At 72.9% G+C, this 23,831-nt stretch carries 27 protein-coding genes; 22 read left to right on the top strand and 5 right to left on the bottom strand.

Annotated features, from left to right (window positions below; genetic code table 11):
• Positions 1-2 precede the first annotated feature (2 nt).
• On the bottom strand, positions 3-1,439 hold the full coding sequence (locus ACH34R_RS01045; protein ID WP_397559387.1) for an amidase: 1,437 nt from the start codon (positions 1,437-1,439) through the stop codon (positions 3-5).
• Between the two features lie 7 nt (positions 1,440-1,446).
• Positions 1,447-1,947 (bottom strand): Cys-tRNA(Pro) deacylase, encoded by a 501-nt coding sequence (gene ybaK, locus ACH34R_RS01040; RefSeq protein WP_397559386.1) that lies wholly within the window; start codon positions 1,945-1,947, stop codon positions 1,447-1,449.
• 109 nt (positions 1,948-2,056) lie between these two features.
• Between ybaK and hisD the strand changes: the two genes are divergently transcribed.
• The 11 genes from hisD (at position 2,057) to ACH34R_RS00985 (ending at position 11,525) form a co-directional block, all read left to right on the top strand.
• A complete protein-coding gene (hisD, locus tag ACH34R_RS01035; protein WP_397559385.1) occupies positions 2,057-3,364 on the top strand; it encodes a histidinol dehydrogenase in 1,308 nt (435 codons plus the stop codon).
• Positions 3,361-4,449, top strand: a complete 1,089-nt coding sequence (locus ACH34R_RS01030) for a histidinol-phosphate transaminase (RefSeq protein WP_397559384.1) — start codon at positions 3,361-3,363, stop codon at positions 4,447-4,449. The genes hisD and ACH34R_RS01030 overlap by 4 nt, the downstream gene beginning before the upstream one ends.
• Positions 4,446-5,036: an imidazoleglycerol-phosphate dehydratase HisB gene (gene hisB / locus ACH34R_RS01025; protein ID WP_397559383.1), complete on the top strand. Its 591-nt coding sequence runs from the start codon at positions 4,446-4,448 to the stop codon at positions 5,034-5,036. The genes ACH34R_RS01030 and hisB overlap by 4 nt, the downstream gene beginning before the upstream one ends.
• Complete coding sequence (locus ACH34R_RS01020) at positions 5,033-5,188, top strand: hypothetical protein (protein WP_397559382.1); 156 nt, start codon at positions 5,033-5,035, stop codon at positions 5,186-5,188. Before hisB ends, ACH34R_RS01020 begins: the two co-directional genes overlap by 4 nt.
• Positions 5,182-5,817, top strand: a complete 636-nt coding sequence (gene hisH, locus ACH34R_RS01015; protein ID WP_397559381.1) for an imidazole glycerol phosphate synthase subunit HisH — start codon at positions 5,182-5,184, stop codon at positions 5,815-5,817. Before ACH34R_RS01020 ends, hisH begins: the two co-directional genes overlap by 7 nt.
• An 18-nt stretch (positions 5,818-5,835) precedes the next feature.
• Complete coding sequence (locus ACH34R_RS01010; RefSeq protein WP_397559380.1) at positions 5,836-6,174, top strand: hypothetical protein; 339 nt, start codon at positions 5,836-5,838, stop codon at positions 6,172-6,174.
• A 5-nt stretch (positions 6,175-6,179) separates the two neighbouring features.
• Positions 6,180-6,905, top strand: a complete 726-nt coding sequence (priA, locus tag ACH34R_RS01005) for a bifunctional 1-(5-phosphoribosyl)-5-((5-phosphoribosylamino)methylideneamino)imidazole-4-carboxamide isomerase/phosphoribosylanthranilate isomerase PriA (protein ID WP_111170893.1) — start codon at positions 6,180-6,182, stop codon at positions 6,903-6,905.
• A gap of 51 nt (positions 6,906-6,956) precedes the next feature.
• Entirely contained in the window at positions 6,957-7,727 is a 771-nt protein-coding gene (gene hisF, locus ACH34R_RS01000) for an imidazole glycerol phosphate synthase subunit HisF (RefSeq protein ID WP_397559379.1), read from the top strand.
• 360 nt (positions 7,728-8,087) lie between these two features.
• Positions 8,088-9,242, top strand: coding sequence for a sensor histidine kinase (locus tag ACH34R_RS00995; RefSeq protein ID WP_397559378.1), 1,155 nt, complete (start codon positions 8,088-8,090; stop codon positions 9,240-9,242).
• A gap of 499 nt (positions 9,243-9,741) precedes the next feature.
• Complete coding sequence (locus tag ACH34R_RS00990) at positions 9,742-10,851, top strand: hypothetical protein (RefSeq protein ID WP_397559377.1); 1,110 nt, start codon at positions 9,742-9,744, stop codon at positions 10,849-10,851.
• Complete coding sequence (locus tag ACH34R_RS00985) at positions 10,821-11,525, top strand: response regulator (RefSeq protein WP_397559376.1); 705 nt, start codon at positions 10,821-10,823, stop codon at positions 11,523-11,525. The genes ACH34R_RS00990 and ACH34R_RS00985 overlap by 31 nt, the downstream gene beginning before the upstream one ends.
• Before the next feature lie 59 nt (positions 11,526-11,584).
• On the opposite strand, the gene ACH34R_RS00980 is transcribed toward ACH34R_RS00985, so the two are convergent.
• The 3 genes from ACH34R_RS00980 to ACH34R_RS00970 all read right to left on the bottom strand — a co-directional run bounded on the left by ACH34R_RS00980 (position 11,585) and on the right by ACH34R_RS00970 (position 14,097).
• Complete coding sequence (locus tag ACH34R_RS00980) at positions 11,585-12,979, bottom strand: glutamine synthetase family protein (RefSeq protein WP_397559375.1); 1,395 nt, start codon at positions 12,977-12,979, stop codon at positions 11,585-11,587.
• Positions 12,980-13,070: 91 nt separating this feature from the next.
• Positions 13,071-13,232: a hypothetical protein gene (locus ACH34R_RS00975; RefSeq protein ID WP_199565086.1), complete on the bottom strand. Its 162-nt coding sequence runs from the start codon at positions 13,230-13,232 to the stop codon at positions 13,071-13,073.
• 232 nt (positions 13,233-13,464) lie between these two features.
• Positions 13,465-14,097 (bottom strand): TIGR03085 family metal-binding protein, encoded by a 633-nt coding sequence (locus ACH34R_RS00970; protein ID WP_397559374.1) that lies wholly within the window; start codon positions 14,095-14,097, stop codon positions 13,465-13,467.
• Between the two features lie 196 nt (positions 14,098-14,293).
• Here ACH34R_RS00970 and ACH34R_RS00965 point away from each other — a divergent pair, with 196 nt between their 5' ends.
• From ACH34R_RS00965 to trpA, 11 genes are all read left to right on the top strand, one after another.
• A complete protein-coding gene (locus ACH34R_RS00965) occupies positions 14,294-16,114 on the top strand; it encodes an ABC transporter ATP-binding protein (protein ID WP_397559786.1) in 1,821 nt (606 codons plus the stop codon).
• A complete protein-coding gene (locus ACH34R_RS00960) occupies positions 16,111-17,883 on the top strand; it encodes an ABC transporter ATP-binding protein (protein WP_397559373.1) in 1,773 nt (590 codons plus the stop codon). The genes ACH34R_RS00965 and ACH34R_RS00960 overlap by 4 nt, the downstream gene beginning before the upstream one ends.
• A 54-nt stretch (positions 17,884-17,937) precedes the next feature.
• The gene (locus ACH34R_RS00955) at positions 17,938-18,153 is read left to right on the top strand and encodes a cell division protein SepF (protein WP_397559372.1); all 216 of its coding nucleotides are present in this window, start codon (positions 17,938-17,940) and stop codon (positions 18,151-18,153) included.
• 51 nt (positions 18,154-18,204) lie between these two features.
• Positions 18,205-18,555, top strand: coding sequence for a phosphoribosyl-AMP cyclohydrolase (hisI, locus tag ACH34R_RS00950; RefSeq protein ID WP_397559371.1), 351 nt, complete (start codon positions 18,205-18,207; stop codon positions 18,553-18,555).
• A gap of 7 nt (positions 18,556-18,562) precedes the next feature.
• Positions 18,563-19,177 carry a Trp biosynthesis-associated membrane protein gene (locus ACH34R_RS00945; protein ID WP_397559370.1) on the top strand — a complete coding sequence of 205 codons (615 nt, stop codon included), beginning with the start codon at positions 18,563-18,565 and terminating at the stop codon, positions 19,175-19,177.
• On the top strand, positions 19,177-19,383 hold the full coding sequence (locus tag ACH34R_RS00940) for an HGxxPAAW family protein (protein ID WP_397559369.1): 207 nt from the start codon (positions 19,177-19,179) through the stop codon (positions 19,381-19,383). The genes ACH34R_RS00945 and ACH34R_RS00940 overlap by 1 nt, the downstream gene beginning before the upstream one ends.
• Positions 19,384-19,634: 251 nt before the next feature.
• Positions 19,635-20,186, top strand: a complete 552-nt coding sequence (locus ACH34R_RS00935; RefSeq protein ID WP_397559368.1) for a DUF4190 domain-containing protein — start codon at positions 19,635-19,637, stop codon at positions 20,184-20,186.
• Positions 20,187-20,217: 31 nt separating this feature from the next.
• A complete protein-coding gene (locus ACH34R_RS00930; protein ID WP_397559367.1) occupies positions 20,218-20,670 on the top strand; it encodes a DUF2752 domain-containing protein in 453 nt (150 codons plus the stop codon).
• Between the two features lie 100 nt (positions 20,671-20,770).
• Entirely contained in the window at positions 20,771-21,610 is an 840-nt protein-coding gene (gene trpC / locus ACH34R_RS00925) for an indole-3-glycerol phosphate synthase TrpC (protein ID WP_397559366.1), read from the top strand.
• Between the two features lie 35 nt (positions 21,611-21,645).
• Positions 21,646-22,851: a tryptophan synthase subunit beta gene (trpB, locus tag ACH34R_RS00920; RefSeq protein WP_397559785.1), complete on the top strand. Its 1,206-nt coding sequence runs from the start codon at positions 21,646-21,648 to the stop codon at positions 22,849-22,851.
• A gap of 63 nt (positions 22,852-22,914) precedes the next feature.
• Positions 22,915-23,730, top strand: coding sequence for a tryptophan synthase subunit alpha (gene trpA, locus ACH34R_RS00915; RefSeq protein WP_397559365.1), 816 nt, complete (start codon positions 22,915-22,917; stop codon positions 23,728-23,730).
• Positions 23,731-23,831 lie beyond the last annotated feature (101 nt).

Raw genomic sequence — 23,831 nt, 5'->3', positions numbered from 1 at the left:
GGTCAGCCGAGCAGTGGCGGGCGGCGGGCCGCGTGCCCGGTGGCGGCCTCGAACGCCGCCGCCGCCCGCAGCACCCCCGCGTCGCCGTACGGGCGGCCCACGAGTTGCACCCCCACCGGCAGCCCGCCGGGCGTGAACCCGCACGGCACCGACGCCGCCGGCGCGTGCAGCACGCTGATCCAGTACGCCGACCGCATCCACGCCAGGTAGTCCGGCATCGGCACCCCCGCCACCACCGCCACGTGCGGCTGCTCCACCGGGAACGGCGGCACCTGGCTGACCGGGGCGATCAGCAGGTCGTAGTTCGCCCAGAAGGCGCTCATCCTGCGGAACAGGCCGGTGCGCAGCCGTTCGGCCCTGGCCACGTCGGCCGCGGTCAGCGCGCGCCCGGCCGTGACGTTCCAGCGCACGTTCTCGGCCAGCTCCGACTGCGGCAGCTCCCCGTAGGCGAGCGCGTAGTACCACGCCCGGTAGATCCGGAAGGCGTCGTCGGCGGCGGAAAGGTCGAGGTCGACCCGTTCGACCCGCGCGCCCAGCCGCTCGAAGACCGCGGGCGCCCGCGCGGTGATCGCCGCCGTGTCCGGGTCCACCGGAAGCCCGCCCAGGTCGGGGCTCCAGGCCACCCGCAGGCCGGCCAGGCCGTCCGGCGGCGCGGTGGACAGCCCGGTGGACAGGGCCGCGAACTCCGACCCGTCGCCGGGCAGGGTCAGCGGCGAGGACTGGTCGAACCCGGCGATCACGCCGAGCAGCAGGGCGAGGTCGCCGACCGTCCGTGCCATCGGGCCGCTGACGCCCAGGGTGTACCAGGCGGCGGTGGCCGCGGCGGGGGAGGGGACCAGGCCGGGGGTCGGCCGCAGCCCGGTCACGTTGCAGAACGAGGCCGGGTTGCGCAGCGAGCCGCCCATGTCGGAGCCGTCGGCGAGCGGGACCATGCCGGTGGCCAGCGCCGCCGCCGCGCCGCCGCTGCTGCCGCCCGCGCTCCTGGCCGTGTCGTAGGGGTTGCGGGTGGCGCCGAACACCGCGTTGACGGTGTGCGAGCCGGTGCCGAACTCGGGGGTGTTGGTCTTGCCCACGGTGATCGCGCCGGCCGCGCGCATCCGCCGTACGATCACCGCGTCCCGGTCGGGCACGTGGTCCTCGTACAGACGTGAACCGTAGGTGGTGCGGATGCCCGCGGTGTCCACCAGGTCCTTGTGCGCGACCGGCAGCCCGTGCAGGGGCCCGCGCAGGTGACCGGCCGCGAGGTCGGCGTCGGCCTTGGCGGCCTCGGCCAGCGCCTGGTCGGCCACCAGCGTGACGATGGCGTTGACCGTGCCGTTGACCCGCTCGATCCGGCGCAGGCACGACTCCACCAGCTCGGCCGCGGTGATGTGGCGCTCGCGTACCAGCCGGGCCGCCTCGACGGCGGTGAGGTCGCAAAGTCCGGTGTCGCTGCTCATGGCGGGCTCAGGCCGCCTTGGCGATGGCGGCGGTGACACCCCCGGTCAGCTCGACGAGCACGGACGGGGCGGTCTCGATCTGCAGGCCCCTGCGCCCCGCGGAGAAGTAGACCGTCTCGAACGCGAGCGCCGAGGAGTCGATCACCGTGGGCAGCCTCCTGCGCTGGCCGAGCGGGCTGATGCCGCCCACCACGTATCCGGTGACCCGCTCGACCTTGCCGGACTCGGCCATGGCCGCGCGCTTGCCGCCGAGCGCCGCCGCGAACGCCTTGAGGTCCAGCTTGCCCGCCACCGGCACCACGGCGACCGCCAGGCCGTCGTCCACCTCCGCGACCAGCGTCTTGAAGATCCGCTCGTACGGCACGCCGAGCGCGTCGGCGGCCTCCTCGCCGTACGCCTGAGCGCCGCTGTCGTGCTCGTACGGGTGCAGGGTGAAATCGGCCTTGGCCTGTGTCAGCGCCACGGTGGCCGGGGTTCCCTGCCCGCCCTTGCTCTTGCTCCTGCCCACAGGGAGAGCCTAGGGGAAGACCAAAGATCTACTTTGTAAAGGCCGAGGGACGGGTGTCCATCAGGTGGACAGAACGAGTTTCGTCTTGCGCACTCCGTAAACTGGTGAGGTGATTTCCCGTATCGATTTGCGCGGGGGGCTCCCGAGAGACCTCCGCGCCGTGCTGCCCCGCGCCGAGCTCGACGTCGAGGCCGCCCTTGCCAAGGTGCGGCCGATCTGCGATGACGTGCGTCATCGTGGCGTGGCCGCGATCCGGGAGCTCACCGCGCGCTTCGAGGGCGTGGAGCTGACCTCCACGCGCGTCCCCGTCCAGGCCCTGGCCGACGCGCTGGCCGCCCTCGACCCCAAGGTCCGCGCGGCCCTTGAGGAGTCCGTCCGCCGCGCCCGGCTGGTCCACCGCGCCCAGCGGCGGACCGATGTCACCACCCAGGTGGTGCCCGGCGGCACGGTCACCGAGCGCTGGGTGCCGGTCGAGCGGGTCGGCCTCTACGTTCCGGGCGGCCGGGCGGTCTACCCGTCCAGCGTGGTCATGAACGTCGTGCCCGCCCAGGAGGCCGGGGTCGGCTCCCTGGCGGTCACCAGCCCGGCGCAGGCCGCGTTCGGCGGCCTGCCGCACCCGTCGATCCTGGCCGCGTGCGCGCTGCTCGGCGTCGACGAGGTCTACGCCGTGGGCGGCGCCCAGGCGGTCGCCATGTTCGCGTACGGCACGCAGGAGTGCCCGGCGGCCACCATGGTCACCGGCCCGGGGAGCATCTGGGTCGCGGCGGCCAAGCGGCTGCTCAAGGGCCGGATCGGCATCGATTCGGAGGCCGGCCCCACCGAGATCGCCATCCTCGCCGACCGCACCGCCGACCCGGTCCACGTCGCCGCCGATCTGATCAGCCAGGCCGAGCACGACGTGATCGCCGCCGCGGTGCTGGTCACCGATGACGAAGATCTGGCCGCCCAGGTGGAGAAGGAGCTGCCCGCGCAGGTCGCCGCGACGCGGCACGCCGAGCGCGTCACCGAGGCCCTGTCCGGCCGGCAGTCCGGCATCGTGCTCGTCTCGGGCATCGACGACGGCATCGCGGTGGTCGACGCCTACGCCGCCGAGCACCTGGAGATCCAGACCGCCGACGCCGCCGCGGTCGCCGCCCGCGTGCGCAACGCTGGGGCGATCTTCATCGGCCCCTACTCCCCGGTCTCGCTGGGCGACTACCTGGCCGGCTCCAACCACGTGCTGCCCACCGGCGGGTGCGCCTGCCACTCCTCGGGCCTGTCGGTCCAGTCGTTCCTGCGCGGCATCCACGTTGTGGAGTACGAGCGCGAGGCGCTGGCCGAGGCGGCGGCCCATGTGTGCACGCTGGCCGACACCGAAGACCTGCCCGCCCACGGCGCCGCGATCCGCGCCAGGTTCGACTGGGAGCTGCCCTCGTGACCTCGCTTTCCGACCTGCCGATCCGTGAGGATCTGCGTGGCCGCTCACCGTACGGCGCGCCGCAGATCGAGGTGCCGGTCCGGCTCAACACCAACGAAAACCCCTACCCGCCGTCGCCGGAGCTGGCCGACGACCTGGCCCGGGCGGTGCGCGAGCAGGCGGTCGGCCTCAACCGCTACCCCGACCGCGACGCGGTGGAGCTGCGCGCCGGGCTCGCGGGGTTTCTCGGGCACGGCCTGTCCGGCGACCGGGTGTGGGCGGCCAACGGGTCCAACGAGGTGATCCAGCAGATCCTTCAGGCGTTCGGCGGGCCGGGGCGCACGGCGCTGGGCTTCGAGCCGTCCTACTCGATGCACCCCATCCTGACCAGGGGCACCGCGACCGAGTGGATCTCCGCCGCCCGTGAGGACGACTTCGGCATCGACGCCGGCAAGGCGGTGGCCGCGATCGAGGAGCACCGGCCGGACGTGGTGTTCCTCACCTCGCCCAACAACCCCACCGGCACCGCGCTGCCGCTTCCGGTGATCGAGCGGGTGGCCGCCGCCGCGCCCGGCATGGTGGTGGTCGACGAGGCGTACTTCGAGTTCGCCCGTACCGGCACGCCGTCGGCGCTGACGCTGCTGCCCGGCAACCCGCGGCTGATCGTGACGCGCACGATGTCCAAGGCGTTCGCGATGGCCGGCACCCGGCTGGGCTACCTGGCCGCGCACCCGGCGGTGATCGAGGCGCTGCTGCTGGTCCGCCTGCCGTACCATTTGTCGTCGTTGACGCAGGCGGCGGCGCTGGTCGCGCTGGCCCACCGCGCGGAGTTGCTGGGCACGGTCGACCGGTTGCGCGCCGAGCGTGACGCGACGGTGGCCTGGCTGCGCGGCAAGGGCCTGACCGCGGCCGACTCCGACGCCAACTTCGTGCTGTTTGGGCGGTTTCCCGACCGGCGCGCGGTCTGGGAGGCGCTGCTGGCCCGCGGAGTGCTGGTCCGCGAGCTGGGGCCGCCGGAGTGGCTGCGGGTTTCGATCGGGACGGGTGAGGAGATGGCGGCCTTCCGGGCCGCCATGGAAGGCGCCGTGATGGAGGGGGCTGCATGAGGTTCGGCCGGGTGGAGCGCACGACCAAGGAGACCTCGGTGCTGGTCGAGGTCGGCCTGGACGGCACCGGGCGGGTCGATGTCGCGACCGGGGTGGGGTTCTTCGACCACATGCTCGCGCAGCTCGGCAAGCACGGGCTGTTCGACCTGACCGTGAAGACCGAGGGCGACCTGCACATCGACTCCCACCACACGATGGAGGACACCGCGCTGGCGCTGGGCGCGGCGTTCCGCGAGGCGCTGGGCGACAAGTCCGGCATCCGGCGGTTCGGTAGTGCGTCGTGCCCGCTGGACGAGTCGCTGGCCCAGGTCACCGTCGACCTGTCGGGCCGGCCCTACCTGGTCCACAACGAGCCGGCGGGCATGGCCCCGATCATCGGCCGCGACTACGACACCACCATGACCAGGCACATCCTGGAGTCCCTGGTGGCCCAGGCGGCGATCTGCCTGCACGTCCACGTCCCCTACGGCCGCAACGCCCACCACATCGTGGAGGCCCAGTTCAAGGCGCTGGCCAGGGCCCTGCGCGAGGCGTCGGAGCGCGACCCGCGGGCCACCGGGGTGCCCAGCACCAAGGGCGTCCTGTGACGAACAACTGGACCGCCGCGGTGATGATGTTCGTCGGGCTGTTCCTGATCGGCGGGGTCGTCTCCTTCTTCAAGCAGGGCATGAGGCTCTTCGCCGTGGTGCTCGGCGTCGGCGCGGCCCTGGCGATCACGGCGGGGGTGCTGTGGTGGTGAAGGACGTCGTCGTCCTCGACTACGGCTCGGGCAACCTGCGCTCGGCCGAGCGCGCGCTGGCCCGGGCCGGCGCGAAGGTGACGGTCACGGCCGACTACGACGCGGCGCTCAACGCCGACGGCCTGGTGGTGCCGGGCGTCGGCGCGTTCGCCGCGTGCATGGCGGGCCTGACCGGCGTGCAGGGCGACCGGCTGGTCGCCCGGCGGCTGGCGGCCGGGCGTCCGGTGCTGGGCATCTGCGTCGGCATGCAGATCCTGTTCGAGGAGGGCGTCGAGCACGGCGTGCACACCAAGGGCTGTGGCGAGTGGCCCGGCACGGTGGAGCGCCTGTCCGCGCCGATCCTGCCGCACATGGGCTGGAACACCGTGACCGCGCCCGAGGGTTCGGTGCTGTTCGCCGGGCTGCCCGCCGACACCCGGTTCTACTTCGTCCACTCCTACGGCGTGCGGCACTGGGAGCTGGCCGCCGGGCCGGGGTTCGCCGACCCGCTGGTGACCTGGTCCCGGCACGGCGAGCCGTTCGTCGCCGCGGCCGAGAACGGCCCGCTTTCCGCCACCCAGTTCCACCCGGAGAAGTCGGGAGACGCCGGGGCGGCGCTCCTGGCCAACTGGGTCGGTTCGCTCGGCTGAGCGTGCGATGAGGCGAGCGTGAGCAAGGAACGGGCCAGGCGCCGGGCCGAGCGGGAGGCCGAGCGCGAACGGCAGGCCGCGGTGCGCGCCCAGCGGGAGGCCAGGCTGGCCCGCCGCCGGGAGCGGCGCGGCAGGCTGCTGGCCGCGCTGCCCCGCCGGGTGCGGGTGGTCAGGCAGGGCGGTCTGCTCGCCCGCCGCCAGCGCGCCCAGAACGCGGTGTTCCTGGCGCTCTTCCTGATCGTCCAGGTGCTCGCCTGGCTGCTGTTTTCCGCCTGGGCGGCCCGGCTGGGCGTCCTGGTGCTGTCGTTGCTGATCGTCCCGGTGCTCGTCACCCTCGTCTTCGACCGGAGGTCGTGAACATAATGTCGTCGCTGGTGCTGCTGCCCGCCGTAGATGTAGCGGACGGCCAGGCCGTGCGCCTGGTGCAGGGCGAGGCCGGGACGGAGACGTCCTACGGTGATCCGCTCGCCGCCGCGCTGGCCTGGCAGGAGGCCGGGGCGGAGTGGGTCCACCTGGTCGACCTCGACGCGGCCTTCGGGCGGGGCTCCAACCGCGAGCTGCTGGCCTCCGTGGTGGGCGCGCTGGACGTCCAGGTCGAGCTGTCCGGCGGGATCAGGGATGACGAGTCCCTGGCCGCGGCCCTCGCCACCGGGTGCCGCAGGGTCAACGTCGGCACCGCCGCGCTGGAGGACCCCGTCTGGTGCGCCAAGATCATTGCCGAGTATGGCGACCGGGTGGCGGTCGGCCTCGACGTCCGCGGCACCACCCTGGCCGCCCGCGGCTGGACCCGCGAGGGCGGTGACCTGTGGGAGGTACTGGACCGGCTGGAGTCGGAGGGCTGCTCCCGCTACGTGGTCACCGACGTCACCAAGGACGGCACGCTGCGCGGCCCCAACGTCGAGCTGCTGCGCCAGGTGTGCGCGCGCACCGACCGGCCGGTGATCGCCAGCGGCGGCGTCTCCTCGCTCGACGACCTGCGGGTGCTGTCCTCGCTGGTCCCCGACGGGGTGGAGGGCGCGATCGTCGGCAAGGCGCTGTACGCGCGGGCGTTCACGCTTCCCGAGGCCCTCGCCGCGGTCGCCGCCTGACGTGGCGCGCCGGGTACGCTGGGTGACGGACGAACGGGAAGGAGTGGCCGGGTGAGCGTCGCGGTACGCGTGATCCCCTGCCTGGACGTCGATGCCGGACGGGTGGTCAAGGGGGTCAACTTCACCGGCCTGCGCGACGCCGGAGACCCCGTCGAACTGGCCGCGCGCTATGACGCCGAAGGCGCCGACGAGCTGACGTTCCTCGATATCACGGCCTCGTCGGGGGAGCGGGAGACGATGTTCGACGTGGTCCGCCGGACCGCGGAGCAGGTCTTCATCCCGCTCACCGTGGGCGGCGGCGTCCGCGCCGTGGCCGACGTGGACCGGCTGCTGCGGGCGGGCGCGGACAAGGTCGCGCTCAACACCGCGGCCGTGGCCCGGCCCGAGCTGCTGACCGAGGCCTCCCGCCGGTTCGGCGCGCAGTGCGTGGTGCTGTCGGTCGACGCCCGGCGGGTGGTGGACGGGCCGCCGACGCCGAGCGGCTTCGAGGTGACCACGCACGGCGGGCGGCGCGGCACCGGCATCGACGCCGTGGAGTGGGCCAGGCGCGGCGAGGAGCTGGGCGCGGGGGAGATCCTGCTCAACTCGATGGACGGCGACGGCACCAAGGCCGGCTACGACATCGAGATGCTGCGCGCGGTCCGCGCGGTGGTCTCGCTGCCGGTGATCGCCAGTGGCGGCGCGGGCGACCTCGCGCACTTCCCACCGGCCGTCGAGGCCGGGGCCGACGCGGTGCTCGCCGCCAGCGTGCTGCACTTCGGCCAGCTCAAGATCGGCGACATCAAGGAGACCCTGCGCCGGGCGGGCCACCCGGTCCGCTGAGCCGGGAGCGACCCCCGAACGGCTGACAGCCGATCGGCCGTCATGCGCCCGCCGTGCCCCGCGGTGCATCCTTGGGGAGCGGAACGGGCAGGAGAGGATCCGCGGGAGGGCAAGGCGGGCAACGGATGGGCACTGCGCGCCCGCCGCAGCGGATCCGTCTCCTGTCCCGTTCGGCGTGATGATCGGGTTCAGTGGGTGTTCGGGCCGTATGCGGGTGGGTGTGCCCTGGGGTGCTTTCTGGTGGAGCAGGGTGGGCGGCGGCGGGTTCGGCTCCTGTCCCGTTCGGCGTGATGATCGGGGCTCAATGGGCGTAGACTGAGTTCCGCCCATCCCCCCGCCGAAGGTGCGCGCGGTTTGCCCATGACCGCCGGTCTCCTGTTCCGCGACACGGAGAGCCGCACCCCCGCTCGCGCGGCGCTGAACCGCGTCATCGCCGTGTGCGGCGCCGTCATGCGCGGCGCCGAGGCCCTGCTGGCCGCCGCCGCGGGCCTGCTCGGCGCGCTCCCCCCGGTCTCGCTCGCCTGGCTGTCGTCGGTGCTGGTGTGCAATCTGCTCTGGACGTCGGCCTTCGTGTGGGCCGCGCTGCGGTACGGCCTGCGGTCCTGGCTGGTCGCCGGGGAGATCGCCGTCGCCTGCGTGCTGTGCCTGGTCCAGGGGCGGCTGCTGGTGCCGCAGGTGGCCATGGCGGGGGCGAGCTGGGTCGCCGTGCTGGCCACGATGACCATCCTGATCGCGGCGATGGCCTGGCGGCCACACGCGGCGGTGCCGGGCGGGCTGGCGGTGGCGCTGGCCCATCTGACCGGGGCGCAGCTCGCCGGGTTCGGCGGTGGCGTCGTCACGGTGGGCATCCACTGCGTCCAGATCACCGCGGGGGTCACGCTGATGACGCTGCTGCGCCGTTCGGCCGACCTGGCCGACGCGCTGCTCGCCCGCTCCAGGGAGGCCGCCAAGGCCGACGCCGTGCAACGGGCGCGGCGCGCCGACGAACGCGGCCAGTACAGCCGGGTCCACGACACCGTGCTCAACACCCTGACCACGGTCGGGGCGGGCGGCGTCGAACGCACCTCGCCGACGCTGCGCCGCCAGGCCGCCGCCGACCTGCGCGAACTGGAGCGCATCGCCCGGGACGCGGCCCCGCCCGGCGGCCCGGCCCGCCTGGACGAACGCCTGGCCGCCGTCGCCGCCGGGGCCGCGCCACGGGTCGAGACCGACCTCGCCCCCCGTACGGTGCCCGGCCACGTCGCCGACGCCTTCGCCGGAGCCTGCGCCGAGGCCCTGACCAACGTCGCCCGCCACGCCGGCACCGACACTGCCCGGCTCCGCCTCACCGACGACGCCGGCCGCGTCCTGGTGGAGATCACCGACACCGGCCACGGCTTCGACCCGGCGACCACCCCGCCCGACCGGTACGGCCTGCGCGGCTCGATCATCGCGCGAATGGAGTCGGTGGGCGGCGGCGCCCGCGTGGAGTCGAGCGCGGACGGTACCCGCGTGTTGTTGTGGTGGTCGCCGTGAGTGATGGCGTGTGCGGTTCGGTCGTTACGCGGATGGAGTCAGGGGGTGTGGACTCGGGCTGCGGACGGCGCTCGAGTCCTGCTGTGGTGGTCGGACGGCGTGCGCGGTTCGATCATCGCGCGAATGGAGTCGGTGGGCGGCGGCGCCCGCGTGGAGTCGAGCGCGTAGGGCACTCGTGTGCAGTCGGGTGCGGACGGCAGCCGCGTGTTGTTTTGGTGGTCGTCGTGAGTGATGGCGTGTGCGGTCCGATCATTACGCATGGGGTCGGTGGGTGGCGGCGCTCGTGTGGAGTTGGGCGCGTTGGGCACTCGTGTGCCGTTGTGGTCGTCGCTGTGGGCGATGACGTGTGTGGCTTGGTCGTCGCGCAGGGTGGGGTCGGGCGCGGGTGGCACCTGTGTGGTGTTGTGGTGGTCGCCGTGGTTGATGGCGTGCGCGGTTCGGGCGTCGTGCGGGTGGGGGCGGGGGGCGGTGGCACTCGGGTGTTGTCGGGGTGGTCGTCGTGAGTGATGATCCGGCGATTCTGGTGGCCCAGCGGTACGGCCGGGGGGCGACGGCCGCTGTTGTGGTGATCTTCGCTTGCTGGCACGCCGGTTTCGACCTGGCCGCCACGGTGATCAGTTGGGAGGTCTATCGGCTGCCGCTGCTCGTGGCCGGTGCCTGGGTGGCCTTCCTGGTCATCGGGGTGGTGGGGTCGATCGCGCTGTACCGCTCCGAGCGGCCGATCCGCGGCGTGTGGGCCTACGCCGGCGCCGCGCTCGCGGTGGCGGCGGCGGTGCTGGTGGCGTGCCCGCCCGCCGAGGTGGTGCAGCTCGCCGACTGGGGCTGGGTCTCGGTCGCCTGGCTCGGCCTCATCCTGTTCTGGCGGCGCACGCACCACCTGCGCGAACTGCTCCTGTTCCTGGCCCTCGACGCGATGATCGTGCTGGCCGGGATGGCGATCTACGACCGGCTCGACCGGATCTCCCTGGCGCTGTTCCTGATGGTGTTCTTCGGCGGTGTGACCCTGGCGGTCGGGGCCGGCGTGGCCGGGCACGGGCTGGTGGCCGCCGCGTCCTTCGCCGCCGAGCGGTCCGCCGAACAGGCCCGCGCCGAGACGGCCAGAGAGATCGCCGGCCAGGTCCACGCCGACCGGCTGCGCCGCTACGGCGCGGTCAGGCACGCCGCCGCCGACCTGCTGACCGCGCTGGCCGGGGGCGCCGACCCCGCCGACGAGCGGCTCAGGCGCGAGTGCGCGGCGGGCGGTGCCCGGCTGCGCCGGCTCATCTCCGAGACCGACGACGTGCCCGACCCGCTGTTGCGTACGCTGCGCGACCACGTGCTCGACGCCGAACGCCGCGACATCGTGGTCGCCCTTGAGCCGCCGGTCGGCACGATCCCCGAACTGCCCCCCGGCATACGCGGGGCGCTCGCCGACGCCCCGCTGCGGGCGCTGCGCGGGGCCCGTGCCGAAGCGCGTGTAACGATCTACGCGACCCCGCACGAAGTCATCGTCAGCGTGGTCGCCGACAGCGACGACCTCGCGATGCCAGGCGACGGTGGCGAGGTGGAGGTCACCCAGCAGAGGGAGGGAAGATCGCTGTGGGTTCAGAGCCGCTGGCCCGGCCGGTGACCCTGGCCGTGGTCGAGGACCACCCGGTGACCATCGACGGCATCCGGCTGTGGCTCGCTCGCGACCCGGCCCGGCGCGTGGAGCTGGTCGCCGGGGGCGCGACGGTCGACTCGGTACTGACCGGGCCGGGCGCGAGCGCCGACGTGCTGCTGCTGGACCTCGAACTCGACGGTGTCATGATCACCGACCGGGTGGCCGGGCTGTGCGCGGACGGGCGGCGGGTGATCGTCTTCTCCGGTCACCGGGAGCCGGACACGGTGCTGACCGTACTGGACGCGGGAGCGGCGGCCTTCATCGCCAAGCACGAGAGCGCCGACCACTGCGTGGAGACGATCGTGGCGGTCGCGCGCGACCGGCCGTACGTGACGCCGAGCATGGCCCACGCGCTGATCGCCGACGACCGCCCGCAACGGCCCCGTTTTTCCGAGCGCGAGCACCGGGCGCTGCTGCTGTGGTTCCAGTCGATGTCCAAGGCGTCGGTGGCCCGCCGGATGGGCATCAGCGAGGCGACCGTGCGGCAGTACATCGACCGGGCCCGGGTGAAGTACGCCAAGATCGGGCGGCCCGCGCCGACCAAGGCCGCACTGCTGGCCCGCGCGATCCAGGACGGCCTGATCCGCCCCGACGAGGTCGGGGAGTACCGCTCCTTCGCCGCCGAACGAGCAGCCGAATGAGCAGCCCAATGAGCAGCCGGATGAGCCGCCGGTCGCGCCGGGCCGGGGCCGGGCGGTCCTCAGAAGGCGCGGAAGTGGTGGTACAGCTCGAACGCCTGGTCCTCGGCGGCGAAGGCGGCGGCCTCCGAGCGCTTGACCGCGAGGTAGGCGTCGCGCCGCAGCGGGCCCAGGGCCTCCATGAGGAGCTCGTCGGCCTCCAGGGCGGCAAGGGCCTCCCCCAGGGTCGCCGGGAGGCGGTGGACGCCGAGGCGGGCCCGCTCGGCGGCGCTGAGCGTGTCCGGGTCGACTCCGACCGCCTCGCCCGGGTCCAGGCCGCGGCGCAGCCCGTCCAGCCCGGCGTGGATGACCGCGCCGAGGGCCAGGTAGGGGTTGGCCGAGGAGTCGGACGGCTTGAGCTCCAGGTTGACCGACCCGGGGGAGAGCGGGGAGCAGATCCGCACCGCGGCCTCCCGGTTGTCCAGGCCGTAGCAGGTGTAGGCGCTGGACCACATCCGGGGCGCGAGCCGCCGGAAGCCGTTGACGGTGCCGCAGGTGAGCGCGACCAGGGCGGGCAGATGGGCGAGCAGCCCGCCGATGAAGCGGTAGCCGATCTCGGAGAGCCCGTTGGGGTCGGCCTCGTCGGCGAACAGGTTGTCGCGCCCCTCCCGGTCCCACAGCGACAGGTGCAGGTGGGCGCCGTTGCCCGCCTGGTCGGCGATGGGCTTGGGGGCGAGCGAGGCCCACATCGACATCCGCAGCGCCACCCCGCGCACGGTCTCGCGGTAGATCACCTGGTTGTCGGCGGCGCGCAGGGCCGGCGCGTGCCGGATGGACAGCTCCTGCTGGCCGTGCCCCAGGTCCGGGTGGTAGTGCTCCACCCGAAGGCCCTGCGCCTCCAGCGCCTTGACCAGCGCGGACGTGTAGTCGTGGGCGGCGTTGAAGCCGGTCGTGGCGTAGCACAGGCTGTCGTCGATGGGGGCCAGGCGGTCCAGCGGGTCGCCGGGCAGCCGCCGGCCGAGCGTGAACTCCGGCTCGAAGGCGGCCATCAGGGTGTAGCCGGCGCCGGCCAGCGACTCGGCCGCCCGCCGCAGGAAGGCGCGTGGGCAGGCGTCCCACAGGGCGCCGTCGGGCAGACGCATGTCGCACAGCATGGACGCCGACCCGGGCGCGTACGGCAGCGGCACGAACGTCGAGGGGTCGGGGACGAGCCGGATCTCGCCCACCGGACCCATGCCCGCCACCGGCTGGAGCCGGTCGAGCATGTTCATCGCCATCATGGCCACCGTGTGGCCGATACCGGTGCCGAGGCGCTGGGCCAGGCGCGAACGCGAGGCCGCTTTTCCCCGGATCACCCCGCCGTGGTCGGCGTACAGGAAGCGGATCAGCTCGATGCCCTCGATCTCGGAACGCTCAAGGACCCGCCGGGCCGCCGGGTCCAGTGGCTTGATCTCGGTGACGCGCTGGCGATCTGTCATCCTGCCTGCGTAACACGTCGGCGGCTGCGGGGAAAGCACTACCGAGGGAGCGGCCCGCCGAGCCCTCCCCTAACGCCGGCGAACGCGCCGGTCAGGTGAGGATCTGACTGAAGAAAGTGGCCAATTGGTTCGCGCCGTTCATGATGCCGTCGAGAACGCCGTTGACGGCCGCCGCCGCCTGCGACGGTCTGCTGAACAAGTAGAAGACCACGAACGCGATACCGACGTACGTGAGCACCTTCTTGACCTGCATGGGGGGCCTCCTGCAGTCCAATCCCTGGCTTATATACCCGGTTTCGACGAGTTGCTCTCGGAAACTTGGGCGATCATAACCTTTCGGTCGGCCGCCACTCCGGCGCCACCCGCTCCCCGAAGCCCCCGTCGCTGCGAACCCTAACCCGCGCGGACGGCGCTTGTCGGCGTTGACTCGCCGGTGACGCCGCTGTCAGCGCGCTGTCACATCTTCGCGCCCGCCCCGGTGACCGTCATATGCCCAGGTCCGAGCCGCGCAGCCGGGCGATGTCGGCGGCCTCGCCGCTGAGGTCGACCCTCGCGTGGTCCATGCGGCCCGTGCAGAACATCAGCAACTCGGCCGCCGGGCCGGTCACCTCCACATGTGGGGCGTCGCGGTCGCCGCCCAGCGCGACCCCGCCGCCGAGCCGGTGCAGCACGACGCCGACCGGCGCGCGGCGCAGCATCAGGCGGGCCGTCTTGGCCAGCCTGCGCCACAGCGTCCGCTGCTGCTCAGGTGGCAGGTCACGAGGCTCCCAGCCGGGCTGGGCGCGGCGGACGTCCTCATGGTGGACGAAGAACTCCACCGTGTTGACCGCCTCGTCGGCGCCGGGGATGAGCCCGTACACGCCGCCCGGCCCCTGCCTGATCAGGTCGACCAGCCCCGCGTAGCCGTGCCTGGCCTTCAGCGACTCCTGGACGGAGGCGGTGTAGGGGGCCAGGGCCTTGATCGCGATGCCGCCCGCGGCGTCGAGCCGGCGCTCGCGCAGGACGAGGTGGGCGGCGAGGTCGAAGGTCGCCCAGCCCGCGCACAGCGTCGGCGCCTCGGGGCCGAGCCGGTCGAGGAGGTCGCTGAGCGCGGCGCGTTCCGCTCGGGCATGGCTCACATCTTGATCGTAACAACCGCCGCGCGTCCGGCGGCGCGCGGTGTCTGCGGGGGAGTTCCTGCTGTCCGACGGAATAAACGTGTCGGTAGTTCGTGATAGTGAGATAGACGGAAATTTCACACTAGATGCCTGCAGATAGTCGATCAGCCCTCGAAAGGACCCCCGTATCGTGGCGAGCAAGGTCACCACTGCCATCATGCGCGAGGGCCTCCAGGTCCTCTGGGTGGCCATCCGCACGGAGCCGGTCGTCTTCACCTTCGCGGTCCTTTCCAGCGCCGTCTACGGGGGCATGACGGTCGCCTCCGCGTGGGCGCTCGGCTGGGCCACCGAGCACGTCGTGCAGGAGGCGTTCGCGAAGGGGGACATCGCCGGCGGCGTGGTCGTCACGGGAATCCTGCTGATCCTCGGCACCGCGCTGCTCAAGGCCCTCGGCGTGGCCGGCCGGCGCATCCTGGCGGGCGTCATGCAATATCGCATGCAGGCCCGCTCGCGGCGCGGCGTCACCCGCCAGTACCTCAAGCTGCCGCTGTCGTGGCACCACCGCCATCCCACGGGCCAGCTCCTGTCCAACGCCGGCTCCGACGCCGAGGCCGCCTGGGCCCCGCTCGCCCCGCTGCCGATGGCCGTCGGCGTGATCGTCATGCTGTTCACCGCCGCCGTGAGCATGGTGTTCACCGACACGGCGCTGGCCGTCGTGGGCTTCCTGATCTTCCCGGCCATCGCCGTGCTCAACCTGGTCTACCAGCGCAGGCTGAGCCCGCTGGTCACCAAGGCCCAGCAGTTGCGCGCCGAGGTCAGCGAGATCGCCCACGAGAGTTTCGACGGCGCGCTGGTCGTCAAGACCCTGGGCCGCGAGGACCTGGAGACCGAGCGCTTCGCCGCCAAGGCGGGCGCGCTGCGCGACGCCAACATCGCCGTCGGCCGGATCCGCGGCCTGTTCGACCCCATGCTGGAGGCGCTGCCCACGCTCGGCGTGCTGGCCGTGCTGCTGGTCGGCGCGATGCGCCTGGAATCGGGCGCGATCACCGTCGGCGTGCTCGTGCAGGTGGCCTACCTGTTCACCCTGCTCGCCTTCCCGATCAGGGCGCTCGGCTGGGTGCTCGCCGAACTGCCGCGCAGCGTGGTCGGCTGGCGGCGTGTGCAGGCCGTGCTGGAGGCGACCGGCGCGATGGAGTACGGCAAGGCGACCTTCGGCGAGACGGCCGCCCCGGCCGCCCTCACCGTAGAAGGGCTCGGGTACGCCTACTCCGGCAGCCCCGTCCTGCACGATGTCGCCTTCGAGGTGCCCGCCGGTCGTACCGTCGCGCTGGTCGGGCCGACCGGATCGGGCAAGTCCACGCTGGCCCAGACGCTCGTGCGGCTGGTCGACCCCACCTCCGGAACGGTCCGGCTGGACGGCGTCGACCTGCGCGAGGCCGCCCCCGGCGAGGTCAGCCGCATCGCGGCGTTCGTGCCGCAGCAGACGTTCCTGTTCGACGACACCGTGCGCGGCAACGTCACGCTCGGCCTGCCCATCCCCGACGAGGACGTGTGGGCGGCGCTGCGGCTCGCGCAGGCCGACGGCTTCGTCAGCGCGCTGCCCGACGGCCTGGACACCAAGATCGGCGAGCGCGGCGCGACCCTGTCCGGCGGGCAGCGCCAGCGCCTGGCCCTGGCCCGCGCGGTGGCCCGCCGCCCCCGGATGCTCATCCTGGACGACGCGACCTCCAGTGTGGACCCCCAGGTCGAGGCCAAGATCCTGTACGGCCTGCGGGACGCCGCCGAGGCCGCCACGGTGATCGTGATCGCCTACCGGATGGCGACCATCGCCCTGGCCGACGAGGTGATCTACCTCGACCACGGGCGGGTCGCCGACCGCGGCACCCACGCCGACCTCATCGTCCACTGCGCCGGATACCGCGAGCTGGTCACCGCCTACCAGCGCGAGGAGGCCGAGCGCGAGGCCCTGGCAGAGCCCGGCCCGCCCGGCCCACCGGCCGCGTCCCGCTCCGATGACCCCGAGGAGGTCTCCGCGTGAGCGCCCTGCAGGGAGTCGAGCGTTCAGCGCTCGCCACCGTCCGGCGCGGGCTCGCGCTCACCCCGGAGTTCCGCAAGGGGCTCGCGGGCACGATCGCGCTCGCGGTGATCGCCACCCTCGGCAAGATCATCGTGCCGATCGCGGTCCAGCAGACCATCGACACCGGCCTGCGCGGCTCGGTCCCCGACCTGCCCTACATCCGCACCGCCGTACTGGTGTGCGCCGCCGCGGTCGTGGTCACCGCCGTCGCCGCCTACCTGATGAACCTCCGGCTCTACAAGAGCACCGAGTCATCGCTGGCGACCCTGCGGGTCCGCGGCTTCCGGCACGTCCACGACCTGTCCGTGCTCACCCAGAACACCGAACGGCGCGGCGCGCTGGTCTCGCGGGTCACCGGCGACGTGGACCAGATCAGCAACTTCATGCAGTGGGGCGGGATGATGATCATCGTCGCGCTGGGCCAGATCGTGGTCGCCAGCGTGCTGATGTTCGTCTACTCCTGGCAGCTCACCCTGCTGGTGTGGGCCACCTTCATACCGCTGTTCGTGATCCTGCCGCGCATCCAGCGCCGCCTGTCTCGGGCCTACACCCGCGTCAGGGAGCGCACCGGCGACATGCTGTCCGGCATCAGCGAGTCCGTCGTCGGGGCGGGCGTGATCCGCGCGCACAGCTCCGAGGACCGCACCGCCGACCGGGTGGACCGGGCCATCAACGCCACCCGCGCGGCCCAGACCCGCGCGCAGACCATCGTCGGCATCGTCTTCCCGCTGACCGAGATCGTCGGGGCCCTCGCCCTCGCCGCCGTGGTGCTGCTCGGCGTACGCCTCGGCCTGGACGGCGACATCACGGCCGGACGCCTGGTCGCCTTCCTGTTCCTGATCACCCTGTTCTTCGCGCCCCTGCAGATGGCCACCGAGGTCCTCAACGAGGCGCAGAACGCCATCGCCGGCTGGCGGCGGGTCCTCGGCGTGATCGACACGCCGCCCGACGTCGCCGACCCCGGCGAGGACGGCGTCACCCTGCCGCGCGGGCCGATCGAGGTGTCCTTCGAGTCGGTGGAGTTCGCCTACCCGGGCGGCAAGCCGGTGCTGAAGGACGTGACGGTGGACATCCGCCCGCGTACCCGCGTGGCCGTGGTGGGCGAGACCGGCTCGGGCAAGACGACCTTCGCCAAGCTCCTCACCCGCCTGATGGACCCGGTGTCCGGCCGGGTCCTGGTGGACGGCCAGGACCTGCGCCGGGTGCGCTTCTCCTCACTGCGTGAGCGCATCGTGATGGTCCCCCAGGACGGCTTCCTGTTCGACGGCACCCTCGCCGACAACATCCGGTACGGCAGGCCCGGCTCGACCGACGAGGAGATCCTGCTCGCCCTCACCGAACTGGGCCTGGCCGACTGGCTGGAGGGACTGCCCGCCGGGCTGGACACGCCGGTCGGCCAGCGCGGCGAGTCCATGTCGGCGGGCGAGCGCCAGCTCGTCGCCCTGGCCCGCGCCTACCTCGCCGACCCCGACCTGCTGCTGCTGGACGAGGCGACCTCCGCCGTGGACCCCGCCACCGAGGTACGGCTCGCGCGCGCCCTGGAGGGCGTCACGCGCGGCCGTACCGCGATCTCCATCGCCCACCGGCTGTCCACCGCCGAGGCCGCCGACGAGGTGCTGGTCTTCGACCAGGGGCGGATCGTCCAGCGCGGCCCGCACCGCGCGCTGGTCGATGAACCCGGCGTCTACGCGGGGCTGCACGCCTCCTGGATCTCGGCGGCCCGCTCCTGAGCGGACGGACCGCCGGGGGTGGAACGCCGCCCGAGGCAGGGGCACACTGGCCGGGTGATCAAAAAGCTGCGCCCCCACGCCTACGATGAGGCGATCTACGTCGGGCACTTCTTCCGTACGGGAGTCCCCGTCGTGATGGACCTCAGCGCCCTGCCCGACACAGAGGCCAGGCAGATGATCGACTTCGCCGCCGGTCTCGTGTGCGGGCGGGGCGGCGACATGGACCGCCTCACCGACCGGATCTTCCTGCTGCTGCCCGCGGCCCGCTGACCCGGGCGACCTGTTGAGAGACCGCGGGACCGGTGCGGCACAATTGGTGGCATGCCCCTTGACCCCGCCATCGCGGCCAGGTTGAAGCGCGACCCCGACGGGCTGGTGCCCGCCGTCGTCCAGCAGCACGACACCGGCGAGGTGCTGATGCTGGCGTGGATGGACGACGAGGCGCTGCATCGCACGCTCACCACCGGCCGGGCGACCTACTGGTCGCGCAGCCGCCGGAAGTACTGGGTGAAGGGCGAGACCTCGGGCAATCCGCAGTGGGTCAGGTCCGCCGCGCTCGACTGCGACGGCGACACGATCCTGCTGCGCGTCGACCAGGTGGGCGTGGCCTGCCACACCGGCGACCGCACCTGCTTCGACGCGGGCTCGCTGGCCGTGCCCGCCGCCGGATGAGCGCGCGATGACCGCCGACGGCCGGCGCGGGCTCACGATCTGGGTGGTCGCCTGCGCGCTCGGCGCGGGGCTGGCGCTGCTCGCCGCCGGACGCGACTGGGCCAGCGTGACCATGGGCGGCGTCGCGGGCGGCCCGGCGAGCACCGTGCCGGTGTCCGGTGGCACGCTGATCCCGGTCCTGACCCCGCTCGCGCTGGCCGCCGCCGCCTCCGCTCTGGCCGTGCTGGCCACCCGCGGCGCCTGGCGGCGCGTGGTGGGCGCGGTCCTGGCGCTGTGCGGGGCGGGCGTCGCCGTCGCCGCGGCGACCGGTGCGTCGGCCGCGTCGGGCCCGGCCGCGGCCGACGCCGCCGCGCGGGAGAGCGCGCTGGCGCTGAGCGGCCAGGCGGTCGCCCAGGCCGTCTGGCCCTGGCCGGCGGTCGCCCTGGCCGGAGGCGTGGTGCTGGCGCTCACCGGGCTCGTCGCGTGCGTGCGGGGCGGACGCTGGGCCGCCATGTCCGCCCGGTACGATCGCCCCGGATCACGGCGTGAGGCCGCCGCCTCCGGTGACCGCGCGATGTGGGACGCGCTCGACGAGGGCGTCGATCCCACAGCCGACCCCGTAAAGCACGACGAGGAGAAGTGATGGCCGGCAAGGACCCGACCAACGACCACGGCAGCCCGGCGGCGTGGACCACCGTGGTGATCATGCTGATCGGCACGACCGTGAGCGGCCTGGCGCTCATCTGGGACTCCCCGATGATCTTCTTCAGCGGCCTCGGCGTGGTGGTGGCCGGCGGGATCGTCGGCAAGGTCATGCAGATGATGGGGCTCGGCAAGCAGCCCGCTTGACCCGCTCTGGTCACAACTTTCCTGCAAAGCGGATTTTCCGCGCATTGGGCCGCCCGGTTCTCGCTACGCTTTCCGCGCGTACTCTCGCGTGACCTGATGGGCCGTCATGATCCTCATGGGCCGTCCGCCTTCAGATCACGATCGTCACCCTGACGGTCGTGGCGGAGGTCTCCCCCCGTGTGGAACGGTTTTCCAGCGGTCGCCGATTCGGGCGCACGGCCAGTGGAGCGCCGATCACCGAGGAGACCTTGATGAGCTACGGCCATGGCAGTGGCGGCTACCAGGACCAGCCGCCCTCTGACGGCTACGGGAACCAGCCCCCGTACGGCCAGGGGCAGCAGCCCGATCCGGGGTACGGCCAGCCTGGCGGCTACGGCCAGGGGTACGGCCCGCCGGGCGGCCAAGGGGCCGGCCAGGGATACGGACAGGGCCAGCCGCCGCCCGGCTACGGCGATCCGGGCGGCTACGGACAGCAGCCCGGTTACGGGTACGGACCGCCCGGCGGCGGCTATCCGCCGCCGCGCTCCAACAACGGCATGGCCATCGCCGCGATGATCGTGGGCATCGTCGGCCTGCTCAGTTGCGGCCTGCTGTCCATCATCGGCGTCGTGCTCGGGCACGTTTCGCTCAAGCAGATCGAGCGGACCGGCGAGGAGGGCCGCGGCATGGCCATCGCCGGCCTGGTGATGTCCTACATCGGCGTGGCGGTCGTGCTGGTCTACGTCGTGTTCATCGTCGGGATCCTCGGCTACGGGTTCTTCCTGTTCGACAACATGGCCGACTCGAGCACCTTCACCTCCTGAACGCGCCGGGCCGCCGGGTAGTGTGGGGGCGATGACGGAGGTCCGGCGGCCGATGGCCGCGCAGGGGGCGGGCGGGGGCCGGGGCGACCGCCTCCGGGCGGCGCTCATCCCCGCCGGCGCCGGGGCCGCCGCGCTGGCCGCGGTCGCCTACGTCGGGCTCGTCGATCCCGGTGAGCCCGGCCACTATCCGATGTGCCCCTTTCTGATGCTCACCGGCCTGTACTGCCCCGGCTGCGGCACGCTGCGCGCCGTACACGCCCTGGCCCACGGCGATCCGGTGGCGGCCCTCGGCCTCAACCCGCTGGCGGTCGTCCTGATCCCGCTCGCCGTCTGGTGGTGGGGGCGCTGGCTCGCCGGCGCGCTGCGCGGTGGCCCGTGGCCCGCCGTACGCGTACGTCCGGTCCTGCTGTGGATCGGGCTGGGAGTCACGCTCGCGTACTGGGTAGTGCGCAATCTTCCTTTCGCGGCCTTCCTGGCGCCGTGACCGGGCCCGGGTGTGACCGGCCCCACCCTGCGGCCGGTCGAGTGCGCGCAGGCCGATACCATCGAGCAAGCAAATCCGAGCTCCAAGGCGAGGAGATGGCATGACAGTGCTGGACGAGATCCTGGACGGGGTGCGCGCCGACCTTGCGGAGCGGCAGAAGGCCGTCTCCCTCGAAGACCTCAAGCAGCGCGCCGACCGCGCGCCGGCCGCCCGCGACGTCTTCGCGGCGCTCGGTGGTGACAAGGTCTCGGTGATCGCGGAGGTCAAGCGGTCCAGCCCGTCCAAGGGCGCGCTGGCCGCCATCGCCGACCCCGCCGCCCTGGCCGCCGACTACGAGGCCGGCGGCGCGCACGTGATCAGCGTGCTCACCGAACGGCGGCGCTTCGCCGGCAGCCTGGAAGACCTCGCGGCCGTCCGCGCCGCCGTCGACGTGCCCATCCTGCGCAAAGATTTCATCGTGTCCTCCTACCAGCTCTGGGAGGCCCGCGCGTACGGCGCCGACCTGGCCCTGCTGATCGTCGCCGCGCTCGACCAGAACGCGCTCGTGTCGCTGATCGAGCGGGCCGTGTCGATCGGTCTCACGCCGCTCGTCGAGGTGCACACCGAAGAGGAGCTGTCGCGGGCGGTCGAGGCGGGCGCGGGGATCATCGGGGTCAACACCCGTAACCTCAAGACGCTCGAAGTCGACCGCGACGTGTTCGCCGCGCTGGCGCCGAAGGTCCCCGACGGTATGATCAAAGTGGCCGAGTCGGGGGTCCGCGGCCCGCATGACCTGCTGGCCTATGCCAGAGCCGGGGCCGACGCCGTCCTGGTCGGGGAGAGCCTGGTGACCGGCAAGGACCCGAAGGCCGCGGTGGTGGACCTCGTCACCGCGGGGGCGCACCCTGCCACCCGGCTCGATCCGTCGCGCGCCGACAACCGACCTGAGAGGCATCAGTGACCGCACCAGAAGGATCCGTCCTCACGACCGCCGACCTGGCCGGAAACGCCGTGCTCGGTGACGATCCCGACAGCAACGGCAAGTTCGGGCGCTTCGGTGGCCGTTTCGTGCCCGAGGCACTGATCCCGGCGCTCGACGAGGTCGCGGCCGAGTACGCCAAGGCCAAGACCGATCCGGAGTTCCTGCGCGAGTTCGACCACCTGCTGCGCGACTACGCGGGCCGGCCGACGCCGATCACCGAGGTGCCGCGGTTCGCCGCGCACGCGGGCGGCGCGCGGATCCTGCTCAAGCGTGAAGACCTCAACCACACCGGCGCGCACAAGATCAACAACGTGCTCGGCCAGGCCCTGCTGACCAGGCGGCTGGGCAAGACCCGGCTGGTCGCCGAGACCGGCGCGGGCCAGCACGGCGTGGCCACCGCGACCGCCGCGGCGCTGCTCGGCCTGGAGTGCGTGATCTACATGGGCGCGGTCGACTGCGAGCGCCAGGCGCTCAACGTCGCCCGGATGAAGCTCCTGGGCGCGACCGTGGTCCCGGTGCACAACGGCAGCAAGACCCTCAAAGACGCCATCAACGAGGCGTTCCGCGACTGGGTGACCAACGTCGACCACACCCACTACCTGTTCGGCACGGTCGCGGGGCCGCATCCATTCCCCGAGATCGTCCGCGACTTCGCCCGCATCATCGGGGTCGAGGCCCGCCGCCAGGTGCTGGAGCGCTACGGCCGGCTGCCCGACGCGGTCGCCGCTGCGATCGGCGGCGGCTCCAACGCGATCGGGATCTTCCACCCGTTCATCGCCGACCGCGACGTCAAGCTGTACGGCTACGAGGCCGCCGGGCACGGCGTGGACAGCGGCGAGCACGCCGCCACCCTCTCCGCGGGCACGGTCGGGGTGCTGCACGGCTCGCGCACGTACGTCCTCCAAGACGACGAGGGCCAGACCATCGAGTCCCACTCGATCTCCGCCGGCCTCGACTACCCCGGGGTGGGCCCCGAGCACGCCTGGCTGAAGGACACCGGCCGGGCGACCTACGCGGGCATCACCGACGACGAGGCCATGGCCGCCTTCGCCCTGCTGGCCAAGACCGAGGGCATCATCCCGGCCATCGAGTCCTCCCACGCCCTGGCGGGGGCGCTCAAGCTCGGCCCGGAGCTGGGCCCCGAGGCGATCATCCTGGTCAACCTGTCGGGGCGCGGCGACAAGGACATGGGCACCGCGATGAGCTACTTCAACCTGTGACACCCGACTTTGAAAGGGGCGGGGCCGCCGCAGGCCCGGCCCGGTGAGAACGGACGCCATTCGATGACGCAATCCACGACGACCCTGGCCTCGGTGTTCGGGAAGACCCGCGCGGAGGGCAGGGCGGCCCTGGTCGGCTACCTCCCGGCCGGGTTCCCCACCAAGGAGGGCGGCATCGCCGCGGCCTCGGTCATGGTCGAGTCGGGCTGTGACGTGATCGAGATCGGCCTCCCGTACTCCGACCCGCTGATGGACGGCCCGACCATCCAGGACGCGGTGCACCGTTCCCTGACCAACCGCACCCGCATCGCCGACGTGCTGCGCACCGTCGAGGGCGTGGCCGCGACGGGCGCCGCCACCCTGGTGATGACCTACTGGAACCCGGTCGACCGCTACGGCGCCGAGCGTTTCGCCCGTGACCTGGCCGACGCGGGCGGGGCGGGCACCATCACTCCCGACCTCACCCCCGAAGAGTCGCAGGAGTGGCGCGAGGCGTCGGCCAAGGCCGGCCTCGACACGGTGTTCCTGGTCGCGCCGAGTTCCACGGAGGAGCGCATCGCGGCGGTGACCGACTGCTGTTCCGGGTTCGTCTACGCGGCCTCCCTGATGGGCGTCACGGGCGCCAGGGAGAGCGTCGGCTCGGCCGCCGAGAGCCTGGTCAAGCGCACCCGCTCGCACACCGAGCTGCCGGTCTGCGTGGGCCTGGGCGTCGGCACCGGCACGCAGGCCGCCGAGGTGGCCGGCTACGCCGACGGGGTCATCGTCGGCTCGGCCTTCTGCCGCCGCCTGCTCGACGCCCCCGACGAGGCGGCCGGGCTGCGGTCGGTGGGCGAGCTGGCCGCCGAACTCGCGGCGGGCGTACGGCGTAGCGGGCACTGACGGTAGCGGGCGCCCGCCCACACGGCGGCTCTTCGAGGGCCGCCTGAATCGCGTGACTTGCGGGTCTTTGCCGACGACAACGTAAGAACTTGCAGGTCTTA

It is taken from the genome of Spongiactinospora sp. 9N601, from assembly GCF_044326295.1.
In the GTDB taxonomy this organism is placed as follows: domain Bacteria; phylum Actinomycetota; class Actinomycetes; order Streptosporangiales; family Streptosporangiaceae; genus Spongiactinospora; species Spongiactinospora gelatinilytica.
Note: the sequence above shows the minus strand (reverse complement) of the source record. Positions and strands in the feature narration are given on the sequence as shown.

Bases quoted from the DNA above. Each gene is read 5' to 3' on its own strand.
- ACH34R_RS00980 (WP_397559375.1), bottom strand. From the start codon at position 12,979: ATGACAGATCGCCAGCGCGTCACCGAGATCAAGCCACTGGACCCGGCG.
- ACH34R_RS01045 (WP_397559387.1), bottom strand. From the start codon at position 1,439: ATGAGCAGCGACACCGGACTTTGCGACCTCACCGCCGTCGAGGCGGCC.
- ACH34R_RS00975 (WP_199565086.1), bottom strand. From the start codon at position 13,232: ATGCAGGTCAAGAAGGTGCTCACGTACGTCGGTATCGCGTTCGTGGTC.
- ACH34R_RS00965 (WP_397559786.1), top strand. From the start codon at position 14,294: ATGCGCGAGGGCCTCCAGGTCCTCTGGGTGGCCATCCGCACGGAGCCG.
- hisB (WP_397559383.1), top strand. From the start codon at position 4,446: ATGAGGTTCGGCCGGGTGGAGCGCACGACCAAGGAGACCTCGGTGCTG.
- hisI (WP_397559371.1), top strand. From the start codon at position 18,205: ATGCCCCTTGACCCCGCCATCGCGGCCAGGTTGAAGCGCGACCCCGAC.
- ACH34R_RS00945 (WP_397559370.1), top strand. From the start codon at position 18,563: ATGACCGCCGACGGCCGGCGCGGGCTCACGATCTGGGTGGTCGCCTGC.
- ACH34R_RS00995 (WP_397559378.1), top strand. From the start codon at position 8,088: ATGACCGCCGGTCTCCTGTTCCGCGACACGGAGAGCCGCACCCCCGCT.
- ACH34R_RS00940 (WP_397559369.1), top strand. From the start codon at position 19,177: ATGGCCGGCAAGGACCCGACCAACGACCACGGCAGCCCGGCGGCGTGG.
- priA (WP_111170893.1), top strand. From the start codon at position 6,180: ATGTCGTCGCTGGTGCTGCTGCCCGCCGTAGATGTAGCGGACGGCCAG.
- trpA (WP_397559365.1), top strand. From the start codon at position 22,915: ATGACGCAATCCACGACGACCCTGGCCTCGGTGTTCGGGAAGACCCGC.
- trpC (WP_397559366.1), top strand. From the start codon at position 20,771: ATGACAGTGCTGGACGAGATCCTGGACGGGGTGCGCGCCGACCTTGCG.
- ACH34R_RS00935 (WP_397559368.1), top strand. From the start codon at position 19,635: ATGAGCTACGGCCATGGCAGTGGCGGCTACCAGGACCAGCCGCCCTCT.
- ACH34R_RS00930 (WP_397559367.1), top strand. From the start codon at position 20,218: ATGACGGAGGTCCGGCGGCCGATGGCCGCGCAGGGGGCGGGCGGGGGC.